At 64.0% G+C, this 22,741-nt stretch carries 22 protein-coding genes and 1 pseudogene; 12 read left to right on the top strand and 11 right to left on the bottom strand.

Annotated elements, in window-relative coordinates; translation table 11 throughout:
- Positions 1–67: 67 nt before the first annotated feature.
- Positions 68–1,369 carry an amidase gene (locus W823_RS40260; protein WP_031331983.1) on the bottom strand — a complete coding sequence of 434 codons (1,302 nt, stop codon included), beginning with the start codon at positions 1,367–1,369 and terminating at the stop codon, positions 68–70.
- A gap of 148 nt (positions 1,370–1,517) precedes the next feature.
- Between W823_RS40260 and W823_RS40255 the strand changes: the two genes are divergently transcribed.
- Both W823_RS40255 and W823_RS40250 read left to right on the top strand, forming a co-directional pair.
- Positions 1,518–2,693, top strand: coding sequence for a flavin reductase family protein (locus W823_RS40255; RefSeq protein WP_023957159.1), 1,176 nt, complete (start codon positions 1,518–1,520; stop codon positions 2,691–2,693).
- Positions 2,694–2,706: 13 nt separating this feature from the next.
- Entirely contained in the window at positions 2,707–3,285 is a 579-nt protein-coding gene (locus W823_RS40250; protein WP_023957157.1) for a nuclear transport factor 2 family protein, read from the top strand.
- A 107-nt stretch (positions 3,286–3,392) separates the two neighbouring features.
- Here W823_RS40250 and W823_RS40245 read toward each other — a convergent pair whose 3' ends face one another.
- Positions 3,393–3,689 (bottom strand): hypothetical protein, encoded by a 297-nt coding sequence (locus tag W823_RS40245; RefSeq protein ID WP_023957155.1) that lies wholly within the window; start codon positions 3,687–3,689, stop codon positions 3,393–3,395.
- A 310-nt stretch (positions 3,690–3,999) separates the two neighbouring features.
- Between W823_RS40245 and W823_RS40240 the strand changes: the two genes are divergently transcribed.
- The 3 genes from W823_RS40240 to W823_RS40230 are packed head-to-tail and all read left to right on the top strand — an operon-like array spanning position 4,000 to position 6,837.
- On the top strand, positions 4,000–5,298 hold the full coding sequence (locus W823_RS40240) for an aromatic ring-hydroxylating dioxygenase subunit alpha (RefSeq protein WP_023957153.1): 1,299 nt from the start codon (positions 4,000–4,002) through the stop codon (positions 5,296–5,298).
- Positions 5,291–5,887: an aromatic-ring-hydroxylating dioxygenase subunit beta gene (locus W823_RS40235; RefSeq protein WP_023957151.1), complete on the top strand. Its 597-nt coding sequence runs from the start codon at positions 5,291–5,293 to the stop codon at positions 5,885–5,887. The genes W823_RS40240 and W823_RS40235 overlap by 8 nt, the downstream gene beginning before the upstream one ends.
- Positions 5,884–6,837, top strand: a complete 954-nt coding sequence (locus W823_RS40230; protein WP_023957149.1) for a PDR/VanB family oxidoreductase — start codon at positions 5,884–5,886, stop codon at positions 6,835–6,837. Before W823_RS40235 ends, W823_RS40230 begins: the two co-directional genes overlap by 4 nt.
- A gap of 423 nt (positions 6,838–7,260) precedes the next feature.
- Here the strand turns inward: W823_RS40230 and W823_RS40225 are convergent, their stop codons facing one another.
- Entirely contained in the window at positions 7,261–8,811 is a 1,551-nt protein-coding gene (locus tag W823_RS40225; protein WP_023957147.1) for a cation acetate symporter, read from the bottom strand.
- Complete coding sequence (locus tag W823_RS40220) at positions 8,808–9,107, bottom strand: DUF485 domain-containing protein (RefSeq protein WP_023957145.1); 300 nt, start codon at positions 9,105–9,107, stop codon at positions 8,808–8,810. The genes W823_RS40225 and W823_RS40220 overlap by 4 nt, the downstream gene beginning before the upstream one ends.
- Positions 9,108–9,551: 444 nt before the next feature.
- Here W823_RS40220 and catA point away from each other — a divergent pair, with 444 nt between their 5' ends.
- The 3 genes from catA to catC are packed head-to-tail and all read left to right on the top strand — an operon-like array spanning position 9,552 to position 11,845.
- Positions 9,552–10,406: a catechol 1,2-dioxygenase gene (gene catA / locus W823_RS40215; RefSeq protein ID WP_023957143.1), complete on the top strand. Its 855-nt coding sequence runs from the start codon at positions 9,552–9,554 to the stop codon at positions 10,404–10,406.
- A 7-nt stretch (positions 10,407–10,413) separates the two neighbouring features.
- A complete protein-coding gene (locus W823_RS40210) occupies positions 10,414–11,535 on the top strand; it encodes a muconate/chloromuconate family cycloisomerase (protein ID WP_023957141.1) in 1,122 nt (373 codons plus the stop codon).
- A gap of 28 nt (positions 11,536–11,563) precedes the next feature.
- Positions 11,564–11,845 carry a muconolactone Delta-isomerase gene (gene catC, locus W823_RS40205; protein ID WP_023957138.1) on the top strand — a complete coding sequence of 94 codons (282 nt, stop codon included), beginning with the start codon at positions 11,564–11,566 and terminating at the stop codon, positions 11,843–11,845.
- A gap of 112 nt (positions 11,846–11,957) precedes the next feature.
- Here catC and W823_RS40200 read toward each other — a convergent pair whose 3' ends face one another.
- Both W823_RS40200 and W823_RS40195 read right to left on the bottom strand, forming a co-directional pair.
- Positions 11,958–12,599: a CoA transferase subunit B gene (locus tag W823_RS40200; RefSeq protein WP_023957136.1), complete on the bottom strand. Its 642-nt coding sequence runs from the start codon at positions 12,597–12,599 to the stop codon at positions 11,958–11,960.
- Entirely contained in the window at positions 12,596–13,345 is a 750-nt protein-coding gene (locus W823_RS40195) for a CoA transferase subunit A (RefSeq protein ID WP_023957134.1), read from the bottom strand. Before W823_RS40195 ends, W823_RS40200 begins: the two co-directional genes overlap by 4 nt.
- Before the next feature lie 87 nt (positions 13,346–13,432).
- On the opposite strand from W823_RS40195, the gene pcaD reads away from it, so the two are divergent.
- The 4 genes and pseudogenes from pcaD to W823_RS40175 all read left to right on the top strand — a co-directional run bounded on the left by pcaD (position 13,433) and on the right by W823_RS40175 (position 17,102).
- Positions 13,433–14,206 carry a 3-oxoadipate enol-lactonase gene (gene pcaD, locus W823_RS40190; protein ID WP_023957132.1) on the top strand — a complete coding sequence of 258 codons (774 nt, stop codon included), beginning with the start codon at positions 13,433–13,435 and terminating at the stop codon, positions 14,204–14,206.
- Positions 14,203–14,981: pseudogene (locus W823_RS40185) on the top strand (IclR family transcriptional regulator). Before pcaD ends, W823_RS40185 begins: the two are co-directional and overlap by 4 nt.
- 62 nt (positions 14,982–15,043) lie before the next feature.
- Positions 15,044–16,255 (top strand): acetyl-CoA C-acetyltransferase, encoded by a 1,212-nt coding sequence (locus W823_RS40180; protein ID WP_023957131.1) that lies wholly within the window; start codon positions 15,044–15,046, stop codon positions 16,253–16,255.
- Between the two features lie 55 nt (positions 16,256–16,310).
- Entirely contained in the window at positions 16,311–17,102 is a 792-nt protein-coding gene (locus W823_RS40175; RefSeq protein WP_023957129.1) for an IclR family transcriptional regulator C-terminal domain-containing protein, read from the top strand.
- Between the two features lie 13 nt (positions 17,103–17,115).
- Here the strand turns inward: W823_RS40175 and W823_RS40170 are convergent, their stop codons facing one another.
- The 5 genes from W823_RS40170 to W823_RS40150 all read right to left on the bottom strand — a co-directional run bounded on the left by W823_RS40170 (position 17,116) and on the right by W823_RS40150 (position 22,437).
- Positions 17,116–18,846, bottom strand: coding sequence for a DUF3556 domain-containing protein (locus tag W823_RS40170; RefSeq protein ID WP_023957127.1), 1,731 nt, complete (start codon positions 18,844–18,846; stop codon positions 17,116–17,118).
- A 126-nt stretch (positions 18,847–18,972) separates the two neighbouring features.
- Positions 18,973–19,668, bottom strand: a complete 696-nt coding sequence (locus tag W823_RS40165) for an aspartate/glutamate racemase family protein (RefSeq protein WP_031331980.1) — start codon at positions 19,666–19,668, stop codon at positions 18,973–18,975.
- On the bottom strand, positions 19,665–20,960 hold the full coding sequence (locus W823_RS40160; RefSeq protein ID WP_023957123.1) for a competence/damage-inducible protein A: 1,296 nt from the start codon (positions 20,958–20,960) through the stop codon (positions 19,665–19,667). Before W823_RS40160 ends, W823_RS40165 begins: the two co-directional genes overlap by 4 nt.
- Before the next feature lie 37 nt (positions 20,961–20,997).
- Positions 20,998–21,300, bottom strand: a complete 303-nt coding sequence (locus W823_RS40155; protein ID WP_023957121.1) for a lipopolysaccharide assembly protein LapA domain-containing protein — start codon at positions 21,298–21,300, stop codon at positions 20,998–21,000.
- A gap of 81 nt (positions 21,301–21,381) precedes the next feature.
- Complete coding sequence (locus W823_RS40150) at positions 21,382–22,437, bottom strand: serine hydrolase (RefSeq protein ID WP_235189495.1); 1,056 nt, start codon at positions 22,435–22,437, stop codon at positions 21,382–21,384.
- Positions 22,438–22,741: the final 304 nt, after the last annotated feature.

The raw sequence follows: 22,741 nt of genomic DNA, 5'->3' as shown, positions 1-22,741 counted from the left end.
CTCCTCGGATCTCCGCATCTGGAACCTGGCACTGGAGACGAGTCGACTCTACCCTCTCTGCTGCGCGTCAGTCCTGAACCGGGGGCAGAGCCCGCAGTGCGGCTTCGAGGGCGATCGCGACGTCGAAGAGCTCGCCCTCGTGGCCAGGATGGCCGATGAGTTGCAGTCCGAGTGGAAGCCCGGCGACAGTACGTGCACCGGGCACGGTCACCACCGGGGCCCCGAGTAACTGCCAAGGCCGACTCAAGACAGGCGATCCGGTGGCAGCGAGGCCCGCTGGTGCCGGTCCGAGTGCGGCCGGGCCGACGATGATCGATCGCCCGATGCGGTCCACGAGTTGCGTTCGCGCACGCTCGCGTCGGTCGAGGGCCGTATCACGGTCACCCTCTGATGTGTTCCGGCCGTCGTCAATCAGCTGTCGAAGGGGATCGCTCAGAGTTCGGGAGTGCTGGTTGTACACGGCGTCGAGCGTGATGGCCGCTTCATGGGCCATCACGGTGAGGTGATCTCGGGCGAGCTCACGCACCTGATCGTCCCACTCCAAACGTGCAGTCGCACGGCCTGCTTCACGCAAGAGCGTGGGCGACTGCTCGATCAATCGCGCCATCGGAGGCTCGATGTCCCCGAGTGCCGTTCCATCCCAGACGAATACGGTGCCGGTGCTGTCTGTGCTGCTCGGCTGCAGTTCCCGGCCGGTGAACGACGAGTACACGTACGCCAGGTCAGACACCGTACGGGTGAGCATCCCCAGCGAATCGAGCGATTCGCTCAATCCGCACACACCCGCCAGGTCGGTTGTGCCGTGCGCGAAAACCACTCCTGCCGCGCCGCAGAACGACGCCGGCCGGGTGAGTGACCCTGCGGTTTGGGTACCCAAGGCAAGGGGCAGGGTGCCGGCTCCCACAGCGGCCGCGGAACCGCTCGAAGAACCGCCGGGCGTGTGATCGATCGCGAACGGATTTCGTGTCGGACCGGGTGCGAAGTACCCGAATTCGGTTGTGACGGTTTTGCCCTGGACCACGGCGCCGAGTTCGCGCAGCCGGGCGACACAGGGTGCGTCGGCGAGGACAGGGTCGGCCGATGTGGTCGACGATCCGGCGCGCGTAGGGATTCCGGCGACGTCGATGAGGTCTTTGACCCCCACGGAGATCCCGCGCAGCGGCAGGGCGCCGTAGTCCCGGTCCCGGTCTCGTTCGCGTGCTTCGTTCATCGTCTCGGTCGACAGGTGAACCCAAGCCGCGATACGTGATTCGGCGCCTTCGATCTCGCCGCGGACTGCCGAGGCGAGTTCCTCGGCGGTCACGTCACCGTTGCCGACGGCGGCCGCCTGATCCTCGATCGACCGTGTCAGGTGCTCAGCGATCACCATTGTCTCCTTCATATCCGGTGCCGCCAGTGTGCCCGACCGCGGCGACGGGGAACAGTAAAGATTTCTCTCCTACCGGTGTAGGGGAGGTGAGCAATACGTTGCTGCCAGCACAGTATCGAGCTCGCATCCTGCCCACAGGAAGGCAATCATGCCCCATCCCGCTACGGCTCCGGTGGACCCGCACGTGTTCCGAGAAGTGATGGGACACTACCCGACCGGCGTCGTGGTGGTGACCGGCCGCGACACTGAAGGCGACATCCTCGCTATGGTCGTCGGCACGTTCAACTCGGTGTCTCTCGATCCGCCTCTGGTGTCGTTCATGCCGATGATGACCTCGCGCACGTTTGCGAAGATGCGTGAGTGCTCGTCGCTGTGCATCAACATCCTGGGAGGGGAGCAGGAAGACATCGTGCTGACCATCGCGCAGCGTTGGGAGAACAAGCTCGATGGCATCGAGTGGTTCCCCTCGCCGTCGGGCGATCCCGTGCTGTCGGAATCGATCGCATGGATCGACACGACGATCTGGAACACCGTTGAGGCGGGCGATCATTGGATCGTCCTGTGTCGGGTCAACGACATGGCGGTGGCAAACCCGGTGTCGCCTCTGATCTTCTTTCAGGGCGGCTACGGCAGTTTCGTCTCCACGTCGTTGATGGCACGCATGGATCACGAGATCCTGCCTGCCATCCACGCCGCTCACGGTGCTCGTGCCGAGGTCGAGGCGTTGGCCAACTCGATCGGATGCGAGGTGTCGGTGTTCACCGCGGTCAGCTGCGACGAGATGGCCACCGTGTTGTCTGCCACCGGGGTAGGAGTCGACCGAGAAGAAGGGCTTGCCCACCGGGTGCCGATGGTCCCGCCGATCGGGGACAGCTACGTCTTCTCCCGGCCCATCGAAGAGCAGGAGCGCTGGGTCGACAAACTGCGCGAAGCAAGTGCAGAGGTCAAGGACATGCATCGGATGCGGCTCGAGTTCGTGCGTGAGCATGGCTACCTGCTGTCGTTCCTGCCCGTGGAGGGGAGCGCGGCGTACGACGAGATGCGGGATGCGACAAAACGTTACGAGAAGGGCCGGTTGACCCCATCGCAGGAACGCAACATTCGCGAATCGATCGGCCGGGCATCGGTCGACTATCGGGTACGCGAGGTCGACGAGCAGCAGGTCTACGACGTCGGCTCGATCGTGTTGCCGGTGCGAGATCCTGCGGGCGAGTACTCATTGACGCTGCGCCTCGGCCAGCTGCCGCCCCAGAGCACGGGGTCCACGATCAACGCCTGGCTGGACGAGGCGCGGTCAGTCGTCCGCGTGCTGGAAGCCGGATGAGGAGAAGCTGACGATGACGACGAACACGACCGACGCCGGTCGAGACGAAGCGCTGGCGGCCCTCGCCGCACGCGTCGAGGTACTCGAAGCAGAGGCCGAGATACGAAGACTGCAGGCACGTTACATGCTTTTGTGCGACACACCCTGCCCTGACCCCGGCGTAGTCGATGACGCCCAGCGCATCGACGCGATCATCGATCTCTACACCGCCGACGCCGTGTGGGAAGGAGTTGGCGAGTACTACAACGGTCAGTTCGGTCGCGCGGTGGGCCGCGATGCACTACGGGCCCACTTCCAGAACTTCTGGGGTGAGAAGCAAGATCCCGCCCTGCTGTTGAACGCGCACTACCTCACCTCGGAGCAAATCCACGTCGACGGTGACACGGCAGAGGGTCACTGGATCCACATGCAGCCGTGGTTGTTCTCCGACGGCAGGAGTCTCCTGCGGTCGAGTCGGTTGAACAACGCGTTCCGGAAAGAGTCCGGGGCCTGGAAGATATCGAGGACCCGCACAGAGAACGTCTTCATCGCGCCGCTGCCCGAGGAGTTCGCCGAGAGCTACCCATCCACCTCCGTGGTCATGAACCCCTGAGGGCCGTTCTCACGCAGAACCTTCGGTCCGAACAACAAAACGTCCCCGAAGAACAAAACGCCCCCGAGATCTCGAACGGATCCGGGGGCGTTGTTCGTGGGGGGCGCCTATCCGACGTCGTCCGCCCAGACTGCATCGGCTTCCCAGTAGTCCATACCGCCGGCGCTGACCTTGTGACGCCAGTCAGAAGTGCGCCGCAGGGTCGGCTCGACACGGGCGGTCACCGCGTCGGCGGCGTCAGGCCCGTCGGCCGGCACCGTCCAGTGGACCCAGTTCAGCTCCCGGCCGGAAGCGTCGCGGGTGAAGAGATCGACGTGCCGCCATCCGTACCCGAAAGTGTCGTTGTAACAGGTGAGGGTCATCCGGTGCTCGCCGGCTGTGGCGGTGCGGGCTGTTGAGGTCATTTCGATTCCGTGGATCTTTCCTCATGGGTTGTGGCATCTACGAGTTCGGCTCTGTCACTGGCTGAGCATGCGGCCGGCCACTGCCCGAGTCTACGGCGGAAGAGGCTCGTCCGGGCCCACTGCGGGGGTAAGGAAATCACCTACCCGAGGTTGTGTCTTTTCTGATTTCGCACCCGGCCGTGCCCCCGTACCGTGGGCGGGGAAGGTGCGAGAAGTCGCAAGATTGCGGTAGGTGTGCGCATCCGGTGCCGCAGTGCCACAACCTGTTTCGTCTTGCGATGCACATAGTCTATCCACTGGAGCGATCACGATGACCATCGACTTCTCCGCGGAGGAGGTCTTTGACCTCCCTCCCGCCGACCTGGTGCGCGAAGATCGCGTAGCGGGCCGCATGTACACCGACCCCGAGATCTTCGAGCTCGAGATGACAAAGATCTTCGAGAAGACATGGGTGTGGGTTGCACACGAGAGTGAGCTCCCCAAAGCCGGCAGCTTCAAGTCGACGCACGTCGGACGCCAGCCTGTCATCGTCAGCCGTGACCGCAAGGGCAACATCCACACGCTGCTCAACAGGTGCCGCCACCGCGGGGCCAGCGTGTGCGAAAAGCGTTCGGGCACCACCAATGGCTTCACCTGTCCCTACCACGCGTGGTCATACGGATTGGACGGAACGCTACGCGGCATTCCCTACCCCGACGGTTACGAAGACGTCATGGGCAAGGAAGGCATGGGCCTGAAGAAGCTGCGGACCGAGTCGTACGCGGGCATGGTGTTCGCCACGCTCGATCACGATGCTGCGCCTCTCGAGGAGTTCCTGGGCGATGCCAAACTCTGGATGGACAGATTCTTCAAGCAGGGTGGCGGTTACCCCGTCAAGGTTCTCGGCACGCACCGGTTCAAGTTCCGGGGTAACTGGAAGATCCAACTCGAGAACACCACCGACGGTTATCACTTCCCGATCGTCCACCGCTCGTGGATGGCCTCGGTCGACTCCGAGACGTCGGACATGATGAGCTTCATGACCGACCCCGCGGCCATCACCCACGACCTCGGCAACGGTCACTCGGTCATGCAGATGGTGCCTGAGCACTCCGATCTCGACATCGACGACGGCAGCGAGCCCCTGCAGGCGCGTTTCGGCGGCCTGGTCTCCGAGCTGAAGTCGGCCGGTCTCGACGACTCGGCGGTCCGAAAGTTGGTGCGGGCCATGCACGGAACAGGGTTCAACCTCAACCTGTTCCCGAATGTGTCGATGTCGATCTCGTTCTTCCGGGTCATCCGGCCGATCTCGGTGGACGAGACATGGATCGAACACGTCGCGCTCGGATCGGACGGCCCGGCTGACATCGTCGGCCCGGTCAACCGTGAGCGGCTCAGGGTGCACGAGCACTTCCAGGGCCCTTTCGGCTTCGGAACCCCTGACGACGCGGAGGGCTGGGACCGCGTGCAGCGGGGCGCGATCGGCGGACCCGAACTACCGATCATGGTCAATCGTGGTCTCGGCCGGGAGCAACTTTCACCCGAGGGCTGGCCCACCTCACACGTCACAGACGAAACCGGTATGCGCGCTGCATACGGCAAATGGAAGGAGATGATGAGCGATGACTGACACGGTCACCACCCCGAAGCCCAAGCCGAAACCGAAGCCGGGGGCGTGGGCAGCCGCCACCGAGGGGCGCGATCTTCCTGTCTCCTTCGTGCCGACAACGGATCCCCGCATCGTGCGGGCCACCGACCTCATAGCGCGCGAGGCCGAACTACTGGACCAGAAATCGTACGAGCCCTGGCAGCAGCTCTACTCCGATGATGCCCTCTATGTCATCCCGATCGACCCGGACGAAGAAGACTTCGCCAACAGCCTGAACATGGTCTACGACGACGCCCGAATGCGTCAGCTGCGCGTGACACGGATGACCGAGGGCTACGCGATCGCGGCGGTCGACTCGGCGACGACAGCGCGCACCGTCTCGCGCTTCGTCCCGGCCGGCGTTGTCGACACCGAGGACGGCTCCACCGTCGAGGTTCGCGCCGCGCAGGTTCTGGTTGCGTACAAGCGTGGCAGGCACGACATCTGGGCAGCGAACGTCGATTACACGATTCGGGTGGCGGCGACTGCGCAGGAGGACAAGATCGTCCGTAAGGTGATTCGCCTCATCGACGGCAGGGACGAGGTCCCGGCGGCCGGATTCCTGCTATGAGCGTGCTCGTGCGGGTGGCGGAGGTCGTCGAGGAGACGCCGGACATCCGCACTCTTCGGCTGACTCGCGAGGACGGCGCCCCGTTCGTCCGGTATGAGGCGGGCGCCCACATCGACGTGGTGGGCCCCACGGGTGTGCTGCGGCAGTACTCGCTGTGCAGCCCACCGAGCGACCCGTCGTCGTTGCTGATCGCCGTGAAGCGGGAGGCGAAGTCCCGTGGCGGTTCGGTGGCGTTACACGAGGTGAGCACCGGCGACCACATCAAGATCAGCGAACCGCGAAATCTGCTCACGATCGCGAAGGGCGCCGACCGGCACATCTTGATTGCCGGAGGCATCGGTGTGACGCCGTTGCTGAGCATGGCCTACGAGATCTATTCGTGGGGAGAGGAATTCGAGCTCCACTACTTCGCCCGATCGCGTGATCACGCGGCATTCGTGGACCTGCTGGAGAACCGGGTCGGCTTCTCCGAGCGCGTGCACCTGCATTTCGGGACACCGCGGTCGGAACAGCCCGGTGTGCTCGCCGCCGTGGCGTCAACCGCGACAAGCGCGACCCACGTCTACACCTGTGGTCCGGACGGATTCATGGAGCAGGCCGCAGCAGTGTTCGCACCGGTGGTCGGACAGGATCACGTTCACACCGAGCACTTCGTCGCGACGGTGATCGACTCGAGTGACGACAAGGCTTTTGCCGTCGAGCTGGACACCGGTGAGGAGTTCGAGATCCCGGCCGACCGGTCCATCCTCGAGGTCCTCGAGGACAACGGCATCGAGGTGTTCAAGTCCTGTGAGGAAGGCATCTGTGGTTCGTGTGTATCCGGTGTGCTCGAAGGGACGCCGGACCACCGCGACAACTGCCTGTCTGCGGCAGACAAGGCCGCGGGGAATCAGATGGCGCTCTGCGTGTCACGAGCGTTGTCGGAGAAACTGGTGATCGAGCTCTACTGAGCGAACAACCACCCGATCCGGGCACCACATCGTAGCGACGATGTGGTGCCCGTTTTTGGTTGTGGGCGTGAGTCTGGTCGGCCAGACCCTCCGACTGCGGCGACTTGCTCCGGTTGCAACGGGAGGGTCTGCATGGAGTCGGAGGGAGTGTGCGTCAGCGGGTGCGGGGCTCGCGGTGTGTCGGCCTAGGTCCTCCGACTGTGGCCACTTCCTCCGGTTGCAACGGGAGGGACTGCATGGAGTCGGAGGGACTGGGTCCGCCGGCCAGACCCTCCGACTTTGGCCACTTCTTCCGGTTGCAACGGGAGGGACTGCACAAAGTCGGAGGGTCTGGGCTGTTCGCAAACACCAAGACACCTCCCGCGGGCTGGGTGCCCGGCCGGGAGGTGCCTGGTGTCGAGAGGTCGGCGGCTGCCGCCCGGATCAGCTGACCTGGGCGGAATTCGGTGTCCGCACCACGGGCGGTTTGCCGGTGAGCGCGGTGATCCGCATGTCGTCGAACGTCTCGGTGGCGTCTTTCGCACGGTCTCCGCGTGGTGCCGTCATCAACGCGACCACGATGGACACGATGAGCGCGATCGGCGCGACGACGAGAGCCGGGTTGGAGAAGCCGAGAGGCGCATCGGGGCCGTGGATGGCCGGGCTCGCGAGGATGATCGCGATCGACAACGTCAGTCCCACAACGATTCCGCTGATCACCGCAGATGCGGTCATCCGGCGCCAGTACATCGTCAACAGCAGCGCCGGCAGGTTGGCGCATGCCGCGATCGACATTCCGAGGGAGGCCAGAAACGCCACGTTCTGCTTCTCTGCCGCGAGTGCGATGAGGACGCCGATGGCGCATGTGGCCACAGTGGCGATGCGGGCGGCGCGATGCTGGCCCACCTCGGACACCTTGCCGCGCCGGAACACCTGTGCATAGAGATCGTGGGCGATCGCGCCCGACGTGGCGATGACCAGACCGGAGAGTGCGGCGAGGATGGTGACGAAGGCGACTGCGGCCACGAACGCGAGAAGCAGTGAGCCACCCAGTGATTCGGCCAGCTGCGCCACGGCCAGGTTTCCGCCCTTGTTCTCCTTGGCGATGTCCTCACGTCCGACGATGTTGGCGGCTCCGTAACCGAGGATCGGAATCATGAGATAGAAAGCGAAGAAGACCCAGATCGCCGTGTAGGCCGATGATCTGGCCTGCTTCGAATCCGGGACGGTGAGGAAGCGGATCATCACGTGCGGCAGCCCGAGAACACCCAAGACCAGTCCGACGATCTGCGACAGCTGATCGAACGAGGTCATGTCCGACGATCGGGCCGGGCCGACAAACGACTTGCCGAACTCGCTGAGCGCCGAAGAGAACGGGCCCAGGGGGTTGAAGTCGAACCGAAAGAGCACCAGCAGGAACATCGCGACCGCGCAGCAAATCAGAAGTCCGGTCTTGATGATCTGGATCCAGCTGGTCGCCAGCATGCCACCGATCATGGTGTACGCCGTGGTCAGCACGCCGATGATGAGTACGGCCACGTAGTACTTGATGTCGAACAGCAGCGACACGATCAGGGCGGCTCCGACGAGCTGCGCAACCAGGTAGACCACGCTGATCACAACGGTGCTGGCGGCCATGGCCGAGCGGACGGCCGACCCCTGAAACCGCGTCGCGAGTACGTCGGCGAGGGTGAAGCGTCCGAGGTTTCGCAGGGGTTCGGCGACGATCAACATCGCGAGCAGGAAAGCGATCGGGACGAAGACAGCCAGATAGAACCCGTTGAATCCGGTGAGCGCGATGGCTCCGGTCACACCGAGAAATGATGCGGCCGAGATGAAGTCACCTGCGATCGCGACGCCGTTCTGCCTGCCGGAGAGTCGACCGCCGGCGACATAGTGGTCGGCGGCTGTCTTGTTCCGCTTGGACGCCCACCACGTGATGATCAGGGTGACCACCACAAGGGCGCCGAAGAGCAGTGCTGAAGAAAGTGTCATGAGCTGGTCTCTCCGGTGGTCAGGGCCGCGAGTCGCTGGTCGAATCGAGCCGACCAATTCGAATACCAGCGGGCGACGACGATTGCGACGACGAACTGGGCGAATGCATAGACCCACGCGACGGTGAGTCCCTGGAAGAGCACGCCGTCGAGTACCGAGGTGAATCCACCGAGAATGGGCAGCGGCAGGAAGAAAGCCAATACTGCTGCGCTCAGGGTGAGTGTGAGTCGAGTGCGCTCTTTACTCAGCGCGTAGTAGTCCGCGCGATCGGCGCGGGGGTGTTCATGCACGGTCATGGGGTACCTCTGCCGTCGGCCGCGGACAGGCCGCGACTCCGGTGATCCAGGGGGCTGACATGCCCTTTGAGATAGTTCATCGAAACTCCAAGGTGGGGTACGCGATGCGTACATGGCTGACCTTCTGCGTACGTGATCGTGACTGCTGTCACAGATGCGAGGCAATTGGGAATTCCCTTAGCGAGACGCAGGGTGTATCGGGCCTACCGATGGCCACGAGGGCGGGGCGATGCCAACGAAGTCGAATAACATTGTGTTGCAGCACCACTCATCAACGGCGCAGTCGGCGAACGATGGCCCTGCCAGTCGGCTCCGCCGTGATGGGTGAGCGTTCAGGTGCTTGACATCACGTGTGACTGGACGCACAGTGTACGTACGCACTGCGACAGCCCTGTACGCATAGCGGTCACGCCTCTTAACTATCTGCTGAGCAGGAGACACGACATGACGACCACCGAACACGAGAGCCCCACCGCGGTGGGATCTGGCACTGCCGCCACCGACAAGTTCAAGAACGAGCGGGTCAGTGCCGACACCTCGCCGGAACGAGTTGCTGCCATCGCGAAAGACGCGTTGAGCGCGCTGCACAAGGTGATCCTCGATCACAACGTCACGTATCCGGAATATCGTGTGCTCAAGCAGTGGCTCATCGATGTCGGCGAGGGCGGCGAGTGGCCGCTGTTCCTCGACGTGTTCATCGAGCACGCAGTGGAAGAGGTTCTCGCGCGCAGCCGTAAGGGCACCAAGGGCAGCATCGAGGGGCCGTACTACGTGGCCGATGCTCCCGAGTTGCCGTCGGTGTGCACACTGCCGATGCGTGAGGTCGACACGAAGGAGACCCCTCTCGTCTTCTCCGGTCAGGTCACCGATCTGGACGGCAAAGGCATCGGCGGGGCGATCGTCGAGTTGTGGCACGCCGATGCCGATGGCTACTACTCGCAGTTCGCCGATCATCTGCCGGAGTGGAACCTGCGCGGAAAGATCATCACCGACGGTGAGGGCCGTTACCAGGTGACGACCATTCAGCCTGCGCCGTACCAGATCCCGACCGACGGTCCGACCGGTGCATTCATCGCGGCGCAGAATGGTCACCCCTGGCGGCCGGCGCATCTGCACCTGATCGTGTCCGCACCGGAGCACGAATCGGTGACCACGCAGCTGTACTTCGACGGTGGGGAGTGGCTCGACAGTGATGTCGCCTCGGCCACCAAGCCCGAACTCGTCTTGCGACCGACCTCGGGTGACGACGGGATCAACCGGGTCACCTACGACTTCGTACTCGACCCGGCAGCCGGGTAAGCGGGCTGTGCCGGATCTGAAGATCGTCGGCGTCGACACCCGCATCATCGACGTCCCGCTTGTTCGCCCGCACAAGTTCGCCACCACGTCGATGGACGCCCAGCCGATCCTGCTGGTGTCGGTTCGTGTCGACGGTGGGGTCACCGGCCTGGGCGAGGGAGTTGTCCCAGGTGGGCCGTGGTGGGGCGGTGAGTCGGTCGAGACGATGAAAGTCCTCGTCGACCGCTACATCGCCCCGGTGCTGGTGGGCCGCACCGTAGACGACATCACCGGGATCATGCTCGACATCGAGCGAGTGGTCGCAGGTGCTCGTTTCGCGAAGGCCGCTGTCGAGATAGCGCTGCACGATGCGTGGGCGCGCTGTCTGGATGTGCCGGTACACACGTTGCTGGGTGGTGCATTTCGAAGCAGCATCGATGTCACGTGGGCGCTGGGTGCCGCGCCGGTCGAGGAGATCCTCGCCGAGGCTGCCGAGAAGCTCGACCGCAGAGAGCACTTCAGTTTCAAACTGAAGATGGGCGCCATCGAGCCGGCCGACGACACGGCTCGAGTCCTTGCCATCGCAGAAGGTCTCAAAGGCAGGGCCGGGGTACGGGTGGACATCAATGCCCGGTGGGACCGGTTCACCGCGCTGCGGTATCTACCGGCTCTGGCCGATGGTGGTGTCGAGCTGATCGAACAGCCCACGCCAGGTGAACAGATCGAGGTGCTGGCCGAGTTGAATCACCTGCTGCCGATCCCTGTGATGGCCGACGAGAGTGTGCTGACCCCACACGACGCACTCGATGTGGTGCGCCAGGGTGCGGCCGACGTGATCGCAGTCAAGACCACCAAATGTGGTGGTCTGCAACGCAGCAAGGAGATCGCCGCGATCGCCAAGGCGGCCGGTGTTGCGTGTCACGGTGCCACGTCGATCGAAGGTCCGATCGGTACCGCCGCGTCGATCCACTTCGCGTGTTCGGAGCCCGCGATCAACTATGGGAGCGAACTGTTCGGTCCGCTGCTGTTCTCGGTCGAGTTGTTACAAGAGCCACTTCGGTATTCAAACGGCAAGGTCGCGCTGCCCGAAGGTCCCGGGCTTGGCATCCAACTCGACATGGACGTCGTCAACTCGCTGACCCGCGACTGACAACACCCGAATTCGAAAGGACAAACCCTTGGCACTCTTCCATGTTCGTATGGATGTGAACATCCCGCGTGACCTCGACCCCGACGAGCGGGGCGAGACCATCGCGCGAGAGAAGGCCTACTCGCAGGACCTGCAGCGGCAGGGCAAGTGGGTTCACCTGTGGCGCATCGCCGGTCAGTACAGCAACATCAGCATCTTCGATGTTGCCGATCCCGACGAGCTCAACGACCTGCTCTGGGGGTTGCCGTTGTTCCCGTATATGGACATCGTGGTCACCCCGCTGGCCAAACACGGGTCTTCGATCAAGTAGCCAGCACAAACACTCAGCCACATCGGCCGGTTCAGCGCCGGCTGGTGTGGCTGGATGCGTTTGTGGCTGAATTACGTTGTGCGAGGAGTGGTCTGCAACCACACCCAGATGCTCACACGACGCTGTCGACGAGGATCGTTGCCCCGGTCTTGCTGTGGAGGTCGTCGACACCCACGCCGGGTGCCAGTTGCACCAAACGCAGTCCGTTGTCGGTGATGTCGAGGACGGCGAGGTCGGTGATGATGCGTTGTACACACGCCTTGCCGGTGAGGGGCAATGTGCATTGCTCGAGAATCTTGGGGGCGCCTTTGCGGGTGACGTGCTCCATCATGACGATGACCTTGCGGGCACCGTGGACCAAATCCATGGCGCCTCCCATTCCCTTGACCATCTGGCCCGGGACCATCCAGTTGGCCAGATCGCCGGTGGCGCTGACTTGCATTGCGCCCAGTACTGCCACGTCGACATGGCCACCGCGGATCATGCCGAACGAGGCGGCTGAGTCGAAGTATGAGGCGCCGGGGTTGACGGTGATGGTCTCTTTGCCGGCGTTGATGAGTTCGGGGTCGAGTTCGTGCTCGGTGGGGTAGGGGCCGACTCCGAGAACTCCGTTTTCCGAATGCAATTCGACCGAGATGCCGGGTGAGATGTAGTTGGGGACCAACGTGGGCATGCCGATGCCGAGGTTGACGTATTGCCCGTTCTCGAGTTCGTCGGCGACGCGTGCGGCCATCTCTTCGCGTGTCCAGCTCATGGGCGTACCGTCCTTTTCTCGATGCCTACCTCGACCTTGCCGACGTTCACCACGCGTTGCACGTGGATGCCGGGGGTGTGTACCGCGTCGGGGTCGATCTCGCCTGGTTCGACGAGTTCCTCGACCTGGGCGATGGTGATCCGTCCTGCGGTTGCGGCCGGGGGATTGAAGTTGCGGGCACTGCGGCGGTAGACCAGGTTGCCGTGGCGGTCGCCTTTCCATGCGTGCACGAGGGCGAAGTCGGTGACGATGCCGTGTTCGAGAACGTATGTGGTGCCGTCGAACTCGCGGGTTTCCTTGGGCGGGCTGGCTGTGAAGACGCCGCCGGATCCGTCGTATCGCAAGGGCAGACCACCCTCGGCGACGGGTGTCCCGACTCCCGCAGGGGTGAAGAACGCAGGTATCCCTGCGCCACCGGCGCGCATCCGCTCGGCCAGGGTGCCCTGTGGGGTCAATTCGACCTCCAGTTCACCGGACAGATATTGCCGGGCGAACTCTTCGTTCGACCCGATGTACGAGGAGATGGTCCTGCGGATCCGGTGTTCCGCGAGGAGCATCCCCAAACCGAATCCGTTTGTGCCGCAATTGTTGCTGACCGTTTCCAGGTTGGTCGCGCCTTGATCGAGGACGGCGCGGATGAGTACCTCGGGTACGCCGACCAGGCCGAACCCGCCTACGGCGACGGACGCGCCGTCGGGTATGTCGGCGACCGCGGCCGCTGCTGTGCTGATGACTTTGTCGAGCATGGCGCAAGAATAGCGTCGTGTACGCTACAAGTACAGTCGTACGCACTACGTACAGTTATGTGTACACATCAACGAGGAGTGTTGTGCATGTCAGTTGATCTCGCGCGCACGGTGGCCGGGGCGCAGGACGGTCGGGACACGGTTGTGCTCCTGGGGTCGCTGGGCTCGAACCGCTCCATGTGGAACCCGCAGATCGAAGCGCTTGCCGATGGCGGGCTGCACGTGATCGCCTTTGATCTTCGTGGACACGGGGATTCACCGACTCCGCCGGGGCCCTATTCGTTGGACAACCTCGCCGCCGACGTGCTGTCGAACCTCGACACCCTCGGTGTCGAGCGCTTTCACCTGGTCGGGTTGTCGCTCGGTGGCGCAGTGGCGCAGCACATCTCGATAACGGCCGCAGATCGGGTTGCCGGATTGTCGCTGCTGTGTACCGCTGCAAAATTCGGGGAACCAGCGGGTTGGGTCGAACGGGCGGCAACCGTGCGGGCGCAGGGGACAGGTGCGATCACCGATGCTGTTGTCGGTCGGTGGTTCACGGCCGACTTTGCCGAGTCGCATCCAGGCGTTGTCGACGAGGCGGTCGCCATGGTGCGAGGTACCGACGACGAGGGGTACGCCGCATGCTGCGAGGCTCTTGCGGAGTGGGATTCGCGTGCCGATCTGACGGCGATCTCGGCGCGCACCCTGGCCATCGCGGGAGCGCAAGACCCTTCCACCCCACCGGACACGGTGCAGATCCTGGCCGATGGCATCACCGGGGCCCGGTTCGAGGTGCTCGACCCCGGCGCCCACCTGGTGAACCTGGAACGGGCAACAGAGGTCTCGGCTCTGCTCCGTGCTCATATCGTGGACGTATGACACCCGCTCCTGGCGATCATGTGCAGTCACTGGCCCGAGGGCTGGCGGTGATCCGGGCATTCGATGCCGACCACCCGAGGCAGACGGTCAGCGAGGTCGCAACAGCAACTGGACTGTCCCGGCCGGCGGCCCGGAGGTTTCTCCTCACCCTCGTCGACCTCGGCTATGTGCGCTCGGACGGTAACGCCTTCTGGCTCACACCACGCGTTCTCGACCTGGGGTACAGCTACCTGTCGAGTCTGTCCCTTCCGGAACTGGCGGGCCCGCACCTGGAGGCGCTCACCGCGAAAGTGCATGAGTCGGCGTCGGTGTCGATTCTCGACGGCGACGACATCGTCTACGTCGCACGTGTTCCGGTGAGTCGCATCATGCGGTCTCCATCACCATCGGCACCCGGTTTCCGGCATACGCGACATCGATGGGGCGCGTGCTGCTGGCGGGTCTGAGCGACCACGAGCTGGACGATCACCTCGCCAGGGTCTCGCCCGTTGCACTGACCGAACACACCAAAACCACTGTGCGCGAGCTCCGAGAGGAGATCGACCGGGTCCGCCGCGACGGTTATTGCATCGTCGACGAGGAACTCGAACTGGGACTGCGCTCGCTCGCCGCGCCGGTGCACGGACGTGACGGGGCGGTGATCGCAGCGATCAACATATCGACCCAATCGGCTCGATACAGCGTCGACGCCGTCCACGCTGATCTGCTCCCGCGGTTACAGACGACGGCCGCGGAGATCACGGCCGACCTCGCCCGAACCCCGAACTCCCGCTGACCGAACTCACACAGACCGAATTCCCGCTGACCGAACTCACACAGACCGATTCAGGAGCACCCATGCCAGACGCCGTCATCTGTGAACCGTTGCGCACACCTGTCGGACGTTTCGGTGGTTCGCTGAAAGATGTTCCACCGCAAACGTTGGCGGCGACCCTGATCCGGGAGTTGCTGCAGCGTACCGGCATATCCGGCGATCAGATCGACGACGTGATCTTGGGTCAGGCGACGCCGGGTGGTGAGGCTCCGGCGATCGGCCGGGTCGCGGCCCTCGACGCGGGCCTGGGAATCTCGGTGCCCGGCATGCAGGTCGATCGCCGATGCGGATCAGGCCTGCAGGCAGTTCTTTTGGCGTGCATGCAGGTGATGACCGGGGCCGGTGACGCGGTGATCGCCGGTGGTACCGAATCGATGAGCCAGGCGGAGTTCTACACCGATTCGATTCGATGGGGTGTCAAGGGCGCCGGGGTGGAACTCGCCGATCGCCTCGCACGGGCCCGCGTCACCGCCGGTGGCGCCAACTTCCCTGTCCCGGGCGGGATGATCGAGACCGCGGAAAACCTGCGGGCCGAGTTCGGCATCAGCCGCGCCGACCAGGATGCGTTGGCTGTCCAATCGCACCGTCGGGCCGTTGCCGCGCAGGACAACGGTGTGTTCGCAGAAGAGATCGTCGGCGTCGACGTGCCGCAACGGCGGGGCGCGGCAGTGGTGGTCGATCGAGATGAGCACCCACGTGCAGACACCACGGTCGAGTCGCTGGCGGCGTTGCGGCCGATCCGGAGTGCGGTCGATGCCGACTCGACGGTGACAGCGGGAAACGCAAGTGGTCAGAACGACGGTGCCGCAGCGTGTGTGGTGACGACCCCGGCGAAGGCAGCGGAGCTCGGACTGCGTCCGCTCGCCCGGTTGGCCGGGTGGGCGACAACCGGGGTGGAGCCGGGGCGGATGGGTTTCGGACCGGTGGGCGCCGTCGAGAAGGTGCTGGGTCGAATAGATCTCACGCTCGGGGACATGGACGTGATCGAGCTGAACGAGGCCTTTGCGGCGCAGGTGCTGGCCGTTCTGCAGGCATGGGGGATCGACGCCGACGATGAGCGACTCAATCCGCACGGGTCAGGCATCTCACTGGGTCATCCGGTCGGGGCCACGGGTGCGCGGATCCTGGCGACACTGCTGCGCGAACTGGACCGTCGAGAGGGCCGGTATGCCCTGGAGACCATGTGTATCGGCGGTGGGCAGGGTCTTGCCGCGGTCTTCGAACGCACAACCTGATCGGCCACCAACTGTCCGCATTGCGTACGGTTGAACCGCGACTATCGAGGGGGCAATGGTGACCGAAGTCGGGGCCGAGCGGGATCGGGACCACATCCAGAGCATCGAACGCGGCTTTGCGGTCCTTTTGGCCTTCAACGCTGATCGTCCCAACCCGACGTTGGCGGAATTGGCCGCAGCCACTTCGCTTTCTCGGCCCGCGGTACGTCGCATACTGCTGACACTGCAGCGGCTCGGTTACGTGTCCGGTGGCGACGGCCGCTGGTCGCTCACCCCGCGCGTCCTGAGCATCGGCCAGCACTACACCGCGTCGCATTCGCTTGCCGATACCGCGATGCCGCATCTGCTCAAGATCGTCGAGACCGTTCACGAGTCGGCGTCGCTCGGCGTGCTCGACGGAGCCGAAGTGGTGTACGCAGCGCGCGTTCCGGTGCGCCGGATCATGAGCATCAACGTGTCGGTGGGTACCCGGATCCCTGCATACGCCACATCGATGGGTCGGGTTTTGCTTGCTTGGGCTCCGGCCGGTGTGGTCCGGTCGGTGATCGAGAACTCGGACTTTGCGCATGCCCTGACGCCGGCGACGGTGACGTCAGGTGATGAGCTCCAACGCGAGCTGGCCAAGGTGCGAGAGCAGGGCTACGCACTGACCGAGCAGGAGCTGGAGGTGGGCCTGATCTCACTGGCCGCACCGGTTCGCGACGCCGGCGGATCGGTGGTCGGTGCACTGGCCTGCTCGACCTCGTCGGCGCGTGCCACGGCGGAGTCGTTTGCTGCCGACACCGCCGGTTTCCTGGTATCGGTGGCGCAGGAGTTCAGTGCTGATCTGGGCAACGGATACCGCTGAGCGCGCACGGCATTCAGGGTTCGACTGCCGAGTGCACGTGCACCGGTACGTCGTCGTCCCACGGCTGACGGGTCACCATGTCGGCCACCCGCACCTCACCGCGCTCGAACTCTCCTGTGGCTGCGTCGACGAGCCGGTACTGCTGGGTTCCGCGGTGGATCGGCTGGGCTTCGAGCAGCACGATCCGTACCTCGCCGGGTTCGAAATGACACCTCTCCTGTAGCGCTGCGATGAGCTGTTCGCTGTGGAGGTGGCCGTCACCGAAGTTCCATCCGAGCGCCGTGCTGCAGATGCGTTCCCCGTCAGTGAGCAGGTAGTCCGACTCGTTGCGTCCGGTCATCGCTCGATGCGCCAGGGTGAACAGGGCCCGGCCGTGCGTGTTCATCGCCCGGAAGGCGTAGCCGAGATACAACGGGATCTCCAGGCGTTCCTTGCCGTAGACGCGCTCGAGTTGGGCGGCAGGCATGCTGGCGATCGAGACGATGCCTGCCTCGATCTTGGCCGAGCCGGAGGGCGTGATGCACCACAGGGTGGTGTCCCAATTACCTGCGTAGTAGCGCATTCCCGGCAGGAACGAGATTCTGCCGGGAAACAGGTTGCCCGCCACCACGACCGCCGCGCTCACACCGGTGAGTGCGAGAACAAGCCAGAGATGGTCGGCGTCGGATGGCGCGACGTCCGCGTGGCCGACAAAGAGGAACAGCAGCCCGAAGATCATGAAGACGTTCCACTCCAGCGGCACGCCCATCGGGATGGCACTGAGAATGCCCACATGGAAGACCACCATCACGGTGGCAGCGATGGCGGTGGGCCAGCCACCGTGCGAGAAGAAGAGGATCAGGGGCACACCCATCTCGATCACCGTGGCACCGTGCGCCACCACACGTGAGAGGCGGCCTGGGCGCAGGTCATCGGGGAAGTGCTCGAAGAACTTTCGCTTGATCCGCTGTGGTCGCACGATCGGGTTGTTCGACATCATCGTGGACACCACAAACGGGAAGTGCTTGTTCAGTTTGGAGGTGGCCGCACCCATCCAGATGATGACAAAGACGATCTTCGCGGCAAGGATCATGTCGGCGCCTGCGAGCAAGAAAGTCACCACGAGTGCGCCGTAGACCTCACCGCGAGCTGCCAGGAAAACCGTCTTGTCCCTCAGCCCGATCAGCGCGAGCGCGATCAGCACGGCAATCGGGATCCAGATGGGAAGCGGGCCGACATCGCTGCCGAGATCGGGCGCCGATTCATCACCGCCCGAGAACAAAGCGAGCACGCACGTCACGAGGAGCGCAGCGTAGAGCAGTACATCGACGGGAGTTCGGTTGCTGCCGGCGGTGAATGGGACCACCCGAGGCCACGGCGGCAGTCGAATGGTGTTCGGTCGCAGCCAATACAGAGCCGACCCCATCGGGGGCGAGTACCGGTTGTTGAGTGGACCGAATCCGCAGCCGAGCCCGAGTACCTCGAAGAGCAGGGTGTAGATCACTATTTTCTGGAAGACGATGGGCTCGTCCCACCAACTGCTGATCTGCGTGACGCCGCCGAGACCGGACGTCGACCCGGCGATCAGCCCACCCACCACGATGTACAAGAGGATCTTCACCACGTAGAAGAGGTGCAGTACAACGGGTGTACCGAAGCCGACCTCTGCCCAATGCCGGGCCAACGGGCGGATCTTCTCCGCACGGGTCCCGCGGCTCCACTCGTTCATCTCGAGACTGGGCAGTGTCGGCGTGGTGAATCCCATTGCACAATCACCTTCTTGACGTATCGCGGCCATCTTCTGTCGCGACCGTAAACGAAGTGGTTGTGTGCAGGCAGCAAAATGCGATGTTCGCTGCGGATGGTGGGTGGTTCTCGGTGTTCTACTGGCCTACCGGTCGGACAGGGCGAAGTCGACGGCGGCCTGCGCGTGCAGGAGCGTCGTCGGGAACACCGGGACGGTGACGTCCTCCGGGCCGATCAGCAATTCGACCTCGGTGCAGCCGAGAATGATCCCTTCGACGCCCTCGGCCAGCAATCGGCCGACCACCTCCAGATAGAGAGTGCGCGACTCAGGACGTATCACGTTGTGGCAGAGCTCGTCGTAGATGATCGAACTGACCTGGTCGCGGTCTGCCGCATCGGGTGTCAGCACCTCGATACCGTGCGAGGCGACGCGGTCACGGTAAAACGACGATTCCATCGTGAATGCGGTGGCGAGTAACCCCACGCGTGATGAACCCGCCGCGGTGATGGCCCTGGCTGTTGTATCGGCGATGTGGATGAACGGGATGGACACCGCATCCTCGATGGTCTCGGCCACGTAGTGCATCGTGTTGGTGCACAGCACGATCGCCTCTGCGCCGTGCGACTCGAGCCGGGCGGCCGCCGCGGCGAGGTGGGCGCCGATATCCGTCCACCGCCCTGCGAGCTTCAGCTTCTCGATCTCGCCGAAGTCGACGGACTCGAGAATGATCCGCGCCGAATGCAGCCCGCCGAGTCGTTCCGCGACGAGTTCGTTGATCATGCGGTAGTACTCAGCGGTGCTGACCCAGCTCATCCCACCGATCAACCCAAGTGTTCTCATCGCCGCACGCCCAGCACTTCCGCGAGCAGGTGCATGGCTACGGTCGTGGACAGTGCCCGCACACTCGCCCGGTCGCCGGGTAGGCGTCGCGTCCTCGTGACGGTCGGCTGGCCCGTCACCGCGACCCCGAAGCAGACCGTGCCCACCGGTTTGAGTTCGGATCCACCGCCGGGCCCGGCGATACCGGTCGTGGACACGGCCACGTCAGCGCCGACCCGGCTCAACGCGCCCTCGGCCATCCGTGCGGCGACCTGTTCACTGACGGCGCCGTGCTCGGCGATCATCTCCGCGGGGACGTCGAGAAGGCCGGACTTCACCTCATTCGCGTACGAGACGACACCGCCCATCACATATGCCGATGATCCGGCCCGTTCGGTGAGTCGTGCCGCGACAAGGCCGCCAGTGCATGATTCTGCGGTCGCGATACGACGGCCGGCGAGTGCCGCCGCCACCAGGTCGTCGATGGTCGACCCGTCGGTGGAGAAGATCCGGTCTCCGTGACGGGCGGTGATCTGCTCCTCCAATCGGGAGTACGCCCCCGCAGCCGACTCTGGGTAGCGAGTCACCATCTCGAGCTCGCCGAGCCGCAGGCAGGTGGTGATCTCGAGATCATCGAAGCCGCTGACCTCGTGCTCGATGGCCCGCAGCGTTGCTGCCAGGTCTGCTTCGGACAGGCCATACGCAAAAATCGTCGACTGTTCGAACTCGGACCGGCCCGCCAAGGCTTTGACCACCGGGGCGGTCTGGAGCGCCGTCGGCCACATCGTCTGTAATTCTCGGGGTGGCCCCGGCAACACCAGGATGGCGGGCCGAACCGGAACGGAATCGACCACCTCGGCGGGGATGGCCACTCCGGGGGCGGTGCCGGTAGGCGGAATGGATTCTGCGCCTTCGGGAACCATCGCCTGCTTGCGGATGCCCTCACGCAGTGGCGCAGCGTCGGGCGCAGAAGTCATCCGTCCGCGCCACCGTTGCACGATGGAATCGATGTGCTTTTCGAGTTCGACGTCGAGGTGCAGTTCGCGTCCGCAGAACGCGGCGACCGTTGCAACGGTGAGGTCGTCCGCGGTCGGGCCGAGACCACCGGTGGTGACGATGAGGTCCACGCGCTGGTCGGCCAGGAACCGGAGCTGGGCCGTGAGGTCATCCGGACGGTCACCGCACACGGTGATGTGCGCGACGTCCACACCGAGGTCGAGGAGATGCTGAGCGACCCACGGGCCGTTCTGGTCGGTGACCCGGCCGGTGAGGACTTCGGTACCGGTCACCACGATTCCTGTCCGCACTGTCATCTTGCCGAGCTTAGTGGTGAGGGAGGGCCGTCGGACGTCAGTGATGTCGATTTCGCACCTTGCGCCGCAGCCGCAGGAAGCCGCTGCCGAGCAGCGCGATCAGGAATCCGACCACGGCGGCGAGTAGCAGGGCAACACCTTGTGCCATGTCGAGGTTGAGTCCGAAGAACTCGATGTGTACCTGCTCGGTGTTCTGGACCACGAAGACGATCAGTGCGATCACCAGGAGCGCGGCGAGGATGAGCCCGAGGATGGTGGAGATCTTTCGGCCGCTGCCGGACGCGGGGGCAGTGGTGGTGGTTGTCGCGGGTGGGGCTGGATCGTAATCGGGGTTGCTCATGGCGTCCTTTCGGTGCTGTCAGAGGCGAAGAGCCTTTACCCACCCGCGACGGGTCACAAACGGACCGTTTGCGGGGGGACCTCAGCTCACCGCCTGTTGTAGTCCCGCCGACACTGCCGGGGCCGGAAAGGCCTCTTTGCCGTTGACGGTGAAAGTGTTGTCGCTGTTGGTCAGCACGATGATCGTCGTGTCGGAGTCGTAGTTGTGGAACAGCACGCTGTTGTATCCGGGGATGTCGCCGTCGTGGCCCCACCAGCCGCCCCGATCGCCGAATCCGATTCCGTACCCCGCGGTCGCGGTGTTCGGTGGGATGTCCCGGATGATCGAGTCCCTCCGGAACTGCTGAGTTGAACTGTCCAGGACACCTTCACCGGTGAACAGCGCGTGCCCCCACTTCTTCAGGTCGTCGAGAGTCGAGATGACCGCGCCCGCAGTGAACGCGAACGACGGATTCCAATGGGTGGAGTCGACGTTCTGCCCGGGCGGCTGGTTCTGGTCGGTCAACCCGTCCATGTGTGGATTGGCGATCTCGATGGAGCCTCCGGGGAACGAGGTGTCGTCCATCCCCAGTGGCCCGAACAGTCGCTGCTCGAACACCTCGGCAATCGGCTGACCCAGCACCTTCTCGATCACCATGCCCAGGAGTACGTAATTGGTGTTCGAGTATTCCCAGCCCTGACCGGGAGCGAAATCGGCCGGCAGTCCTTTGACGCCGTCCACCAGTTCCTGTGGAGGCCAGGCATATTCGGGATTTGCGAAGAACTTGTTGACGATCGCGTCGGACTTCGTGTAGCTCGGGATACCGCTGGTCATGTCGGACAGTTGCAGCAGGGTTGCGACGTCGCCGTTGGGCATTCCCGGCACGTATTTGCCGATTGTCTCATCGAGGGAGAGCTTGCCTTCTTGTACCAACTGCAGCAGGACCGTGGCGGTCATCGTCTTGGTCAGTGATCCGATACGGGTCTTGTCGGTGGGCGTGGGCGCCTCGGTCTTTCCCTGACCGATGGTTCCCGATGTGCCGGTCCAGGTTCCATCGGGCGAGGCGACCTGCGCGATGACACCGGGAAAGCCGGCTTGGGCGCGCGTGTCATCGAGGACCTTCTGCAACTCGGCGGCGTCGGCAGAGGACACTGTCATTGTGGGCGCCGTCGTAGACGATGCCGCCGGCTCGTCTGACGACGACGAGCAGCCGCTGAGTACCAGCGAGACCAAAGCCGTCACGGTGACGGTTGAAACAAGTTGTTTGTAGATTTTCATGTTGCCCTTGAGTTCGTGTGAGCGCATCAGAACCGTCTCATAATGCCGTCCGCGCGTAAGACATTCGTCATGTTAGGACAAACACGCAGTAAAAAGCTGTCGATGAGCATGCGTGGACTCGCCGCGAGCGGAGATCGACCGGCTGGGTGGGTGCGGTAGTGCCCTTGCGCCTACGAGCTGAGGC

The sequence above is a fragment of the Williamsia sp. D3 genome (assembly GCF_000506245.1).
GTDB lineage: Bacteria > Actinomycetota > Actinomycetes > Mycobacteriales > Mycobacteriaceae > Williamsia > Williamsia muralis.
The sequence above is the reverse complement of the archived record's forward strand: the minus strand, read 5'-3'. Positions and strand labels throughout refer to the sequence as shown.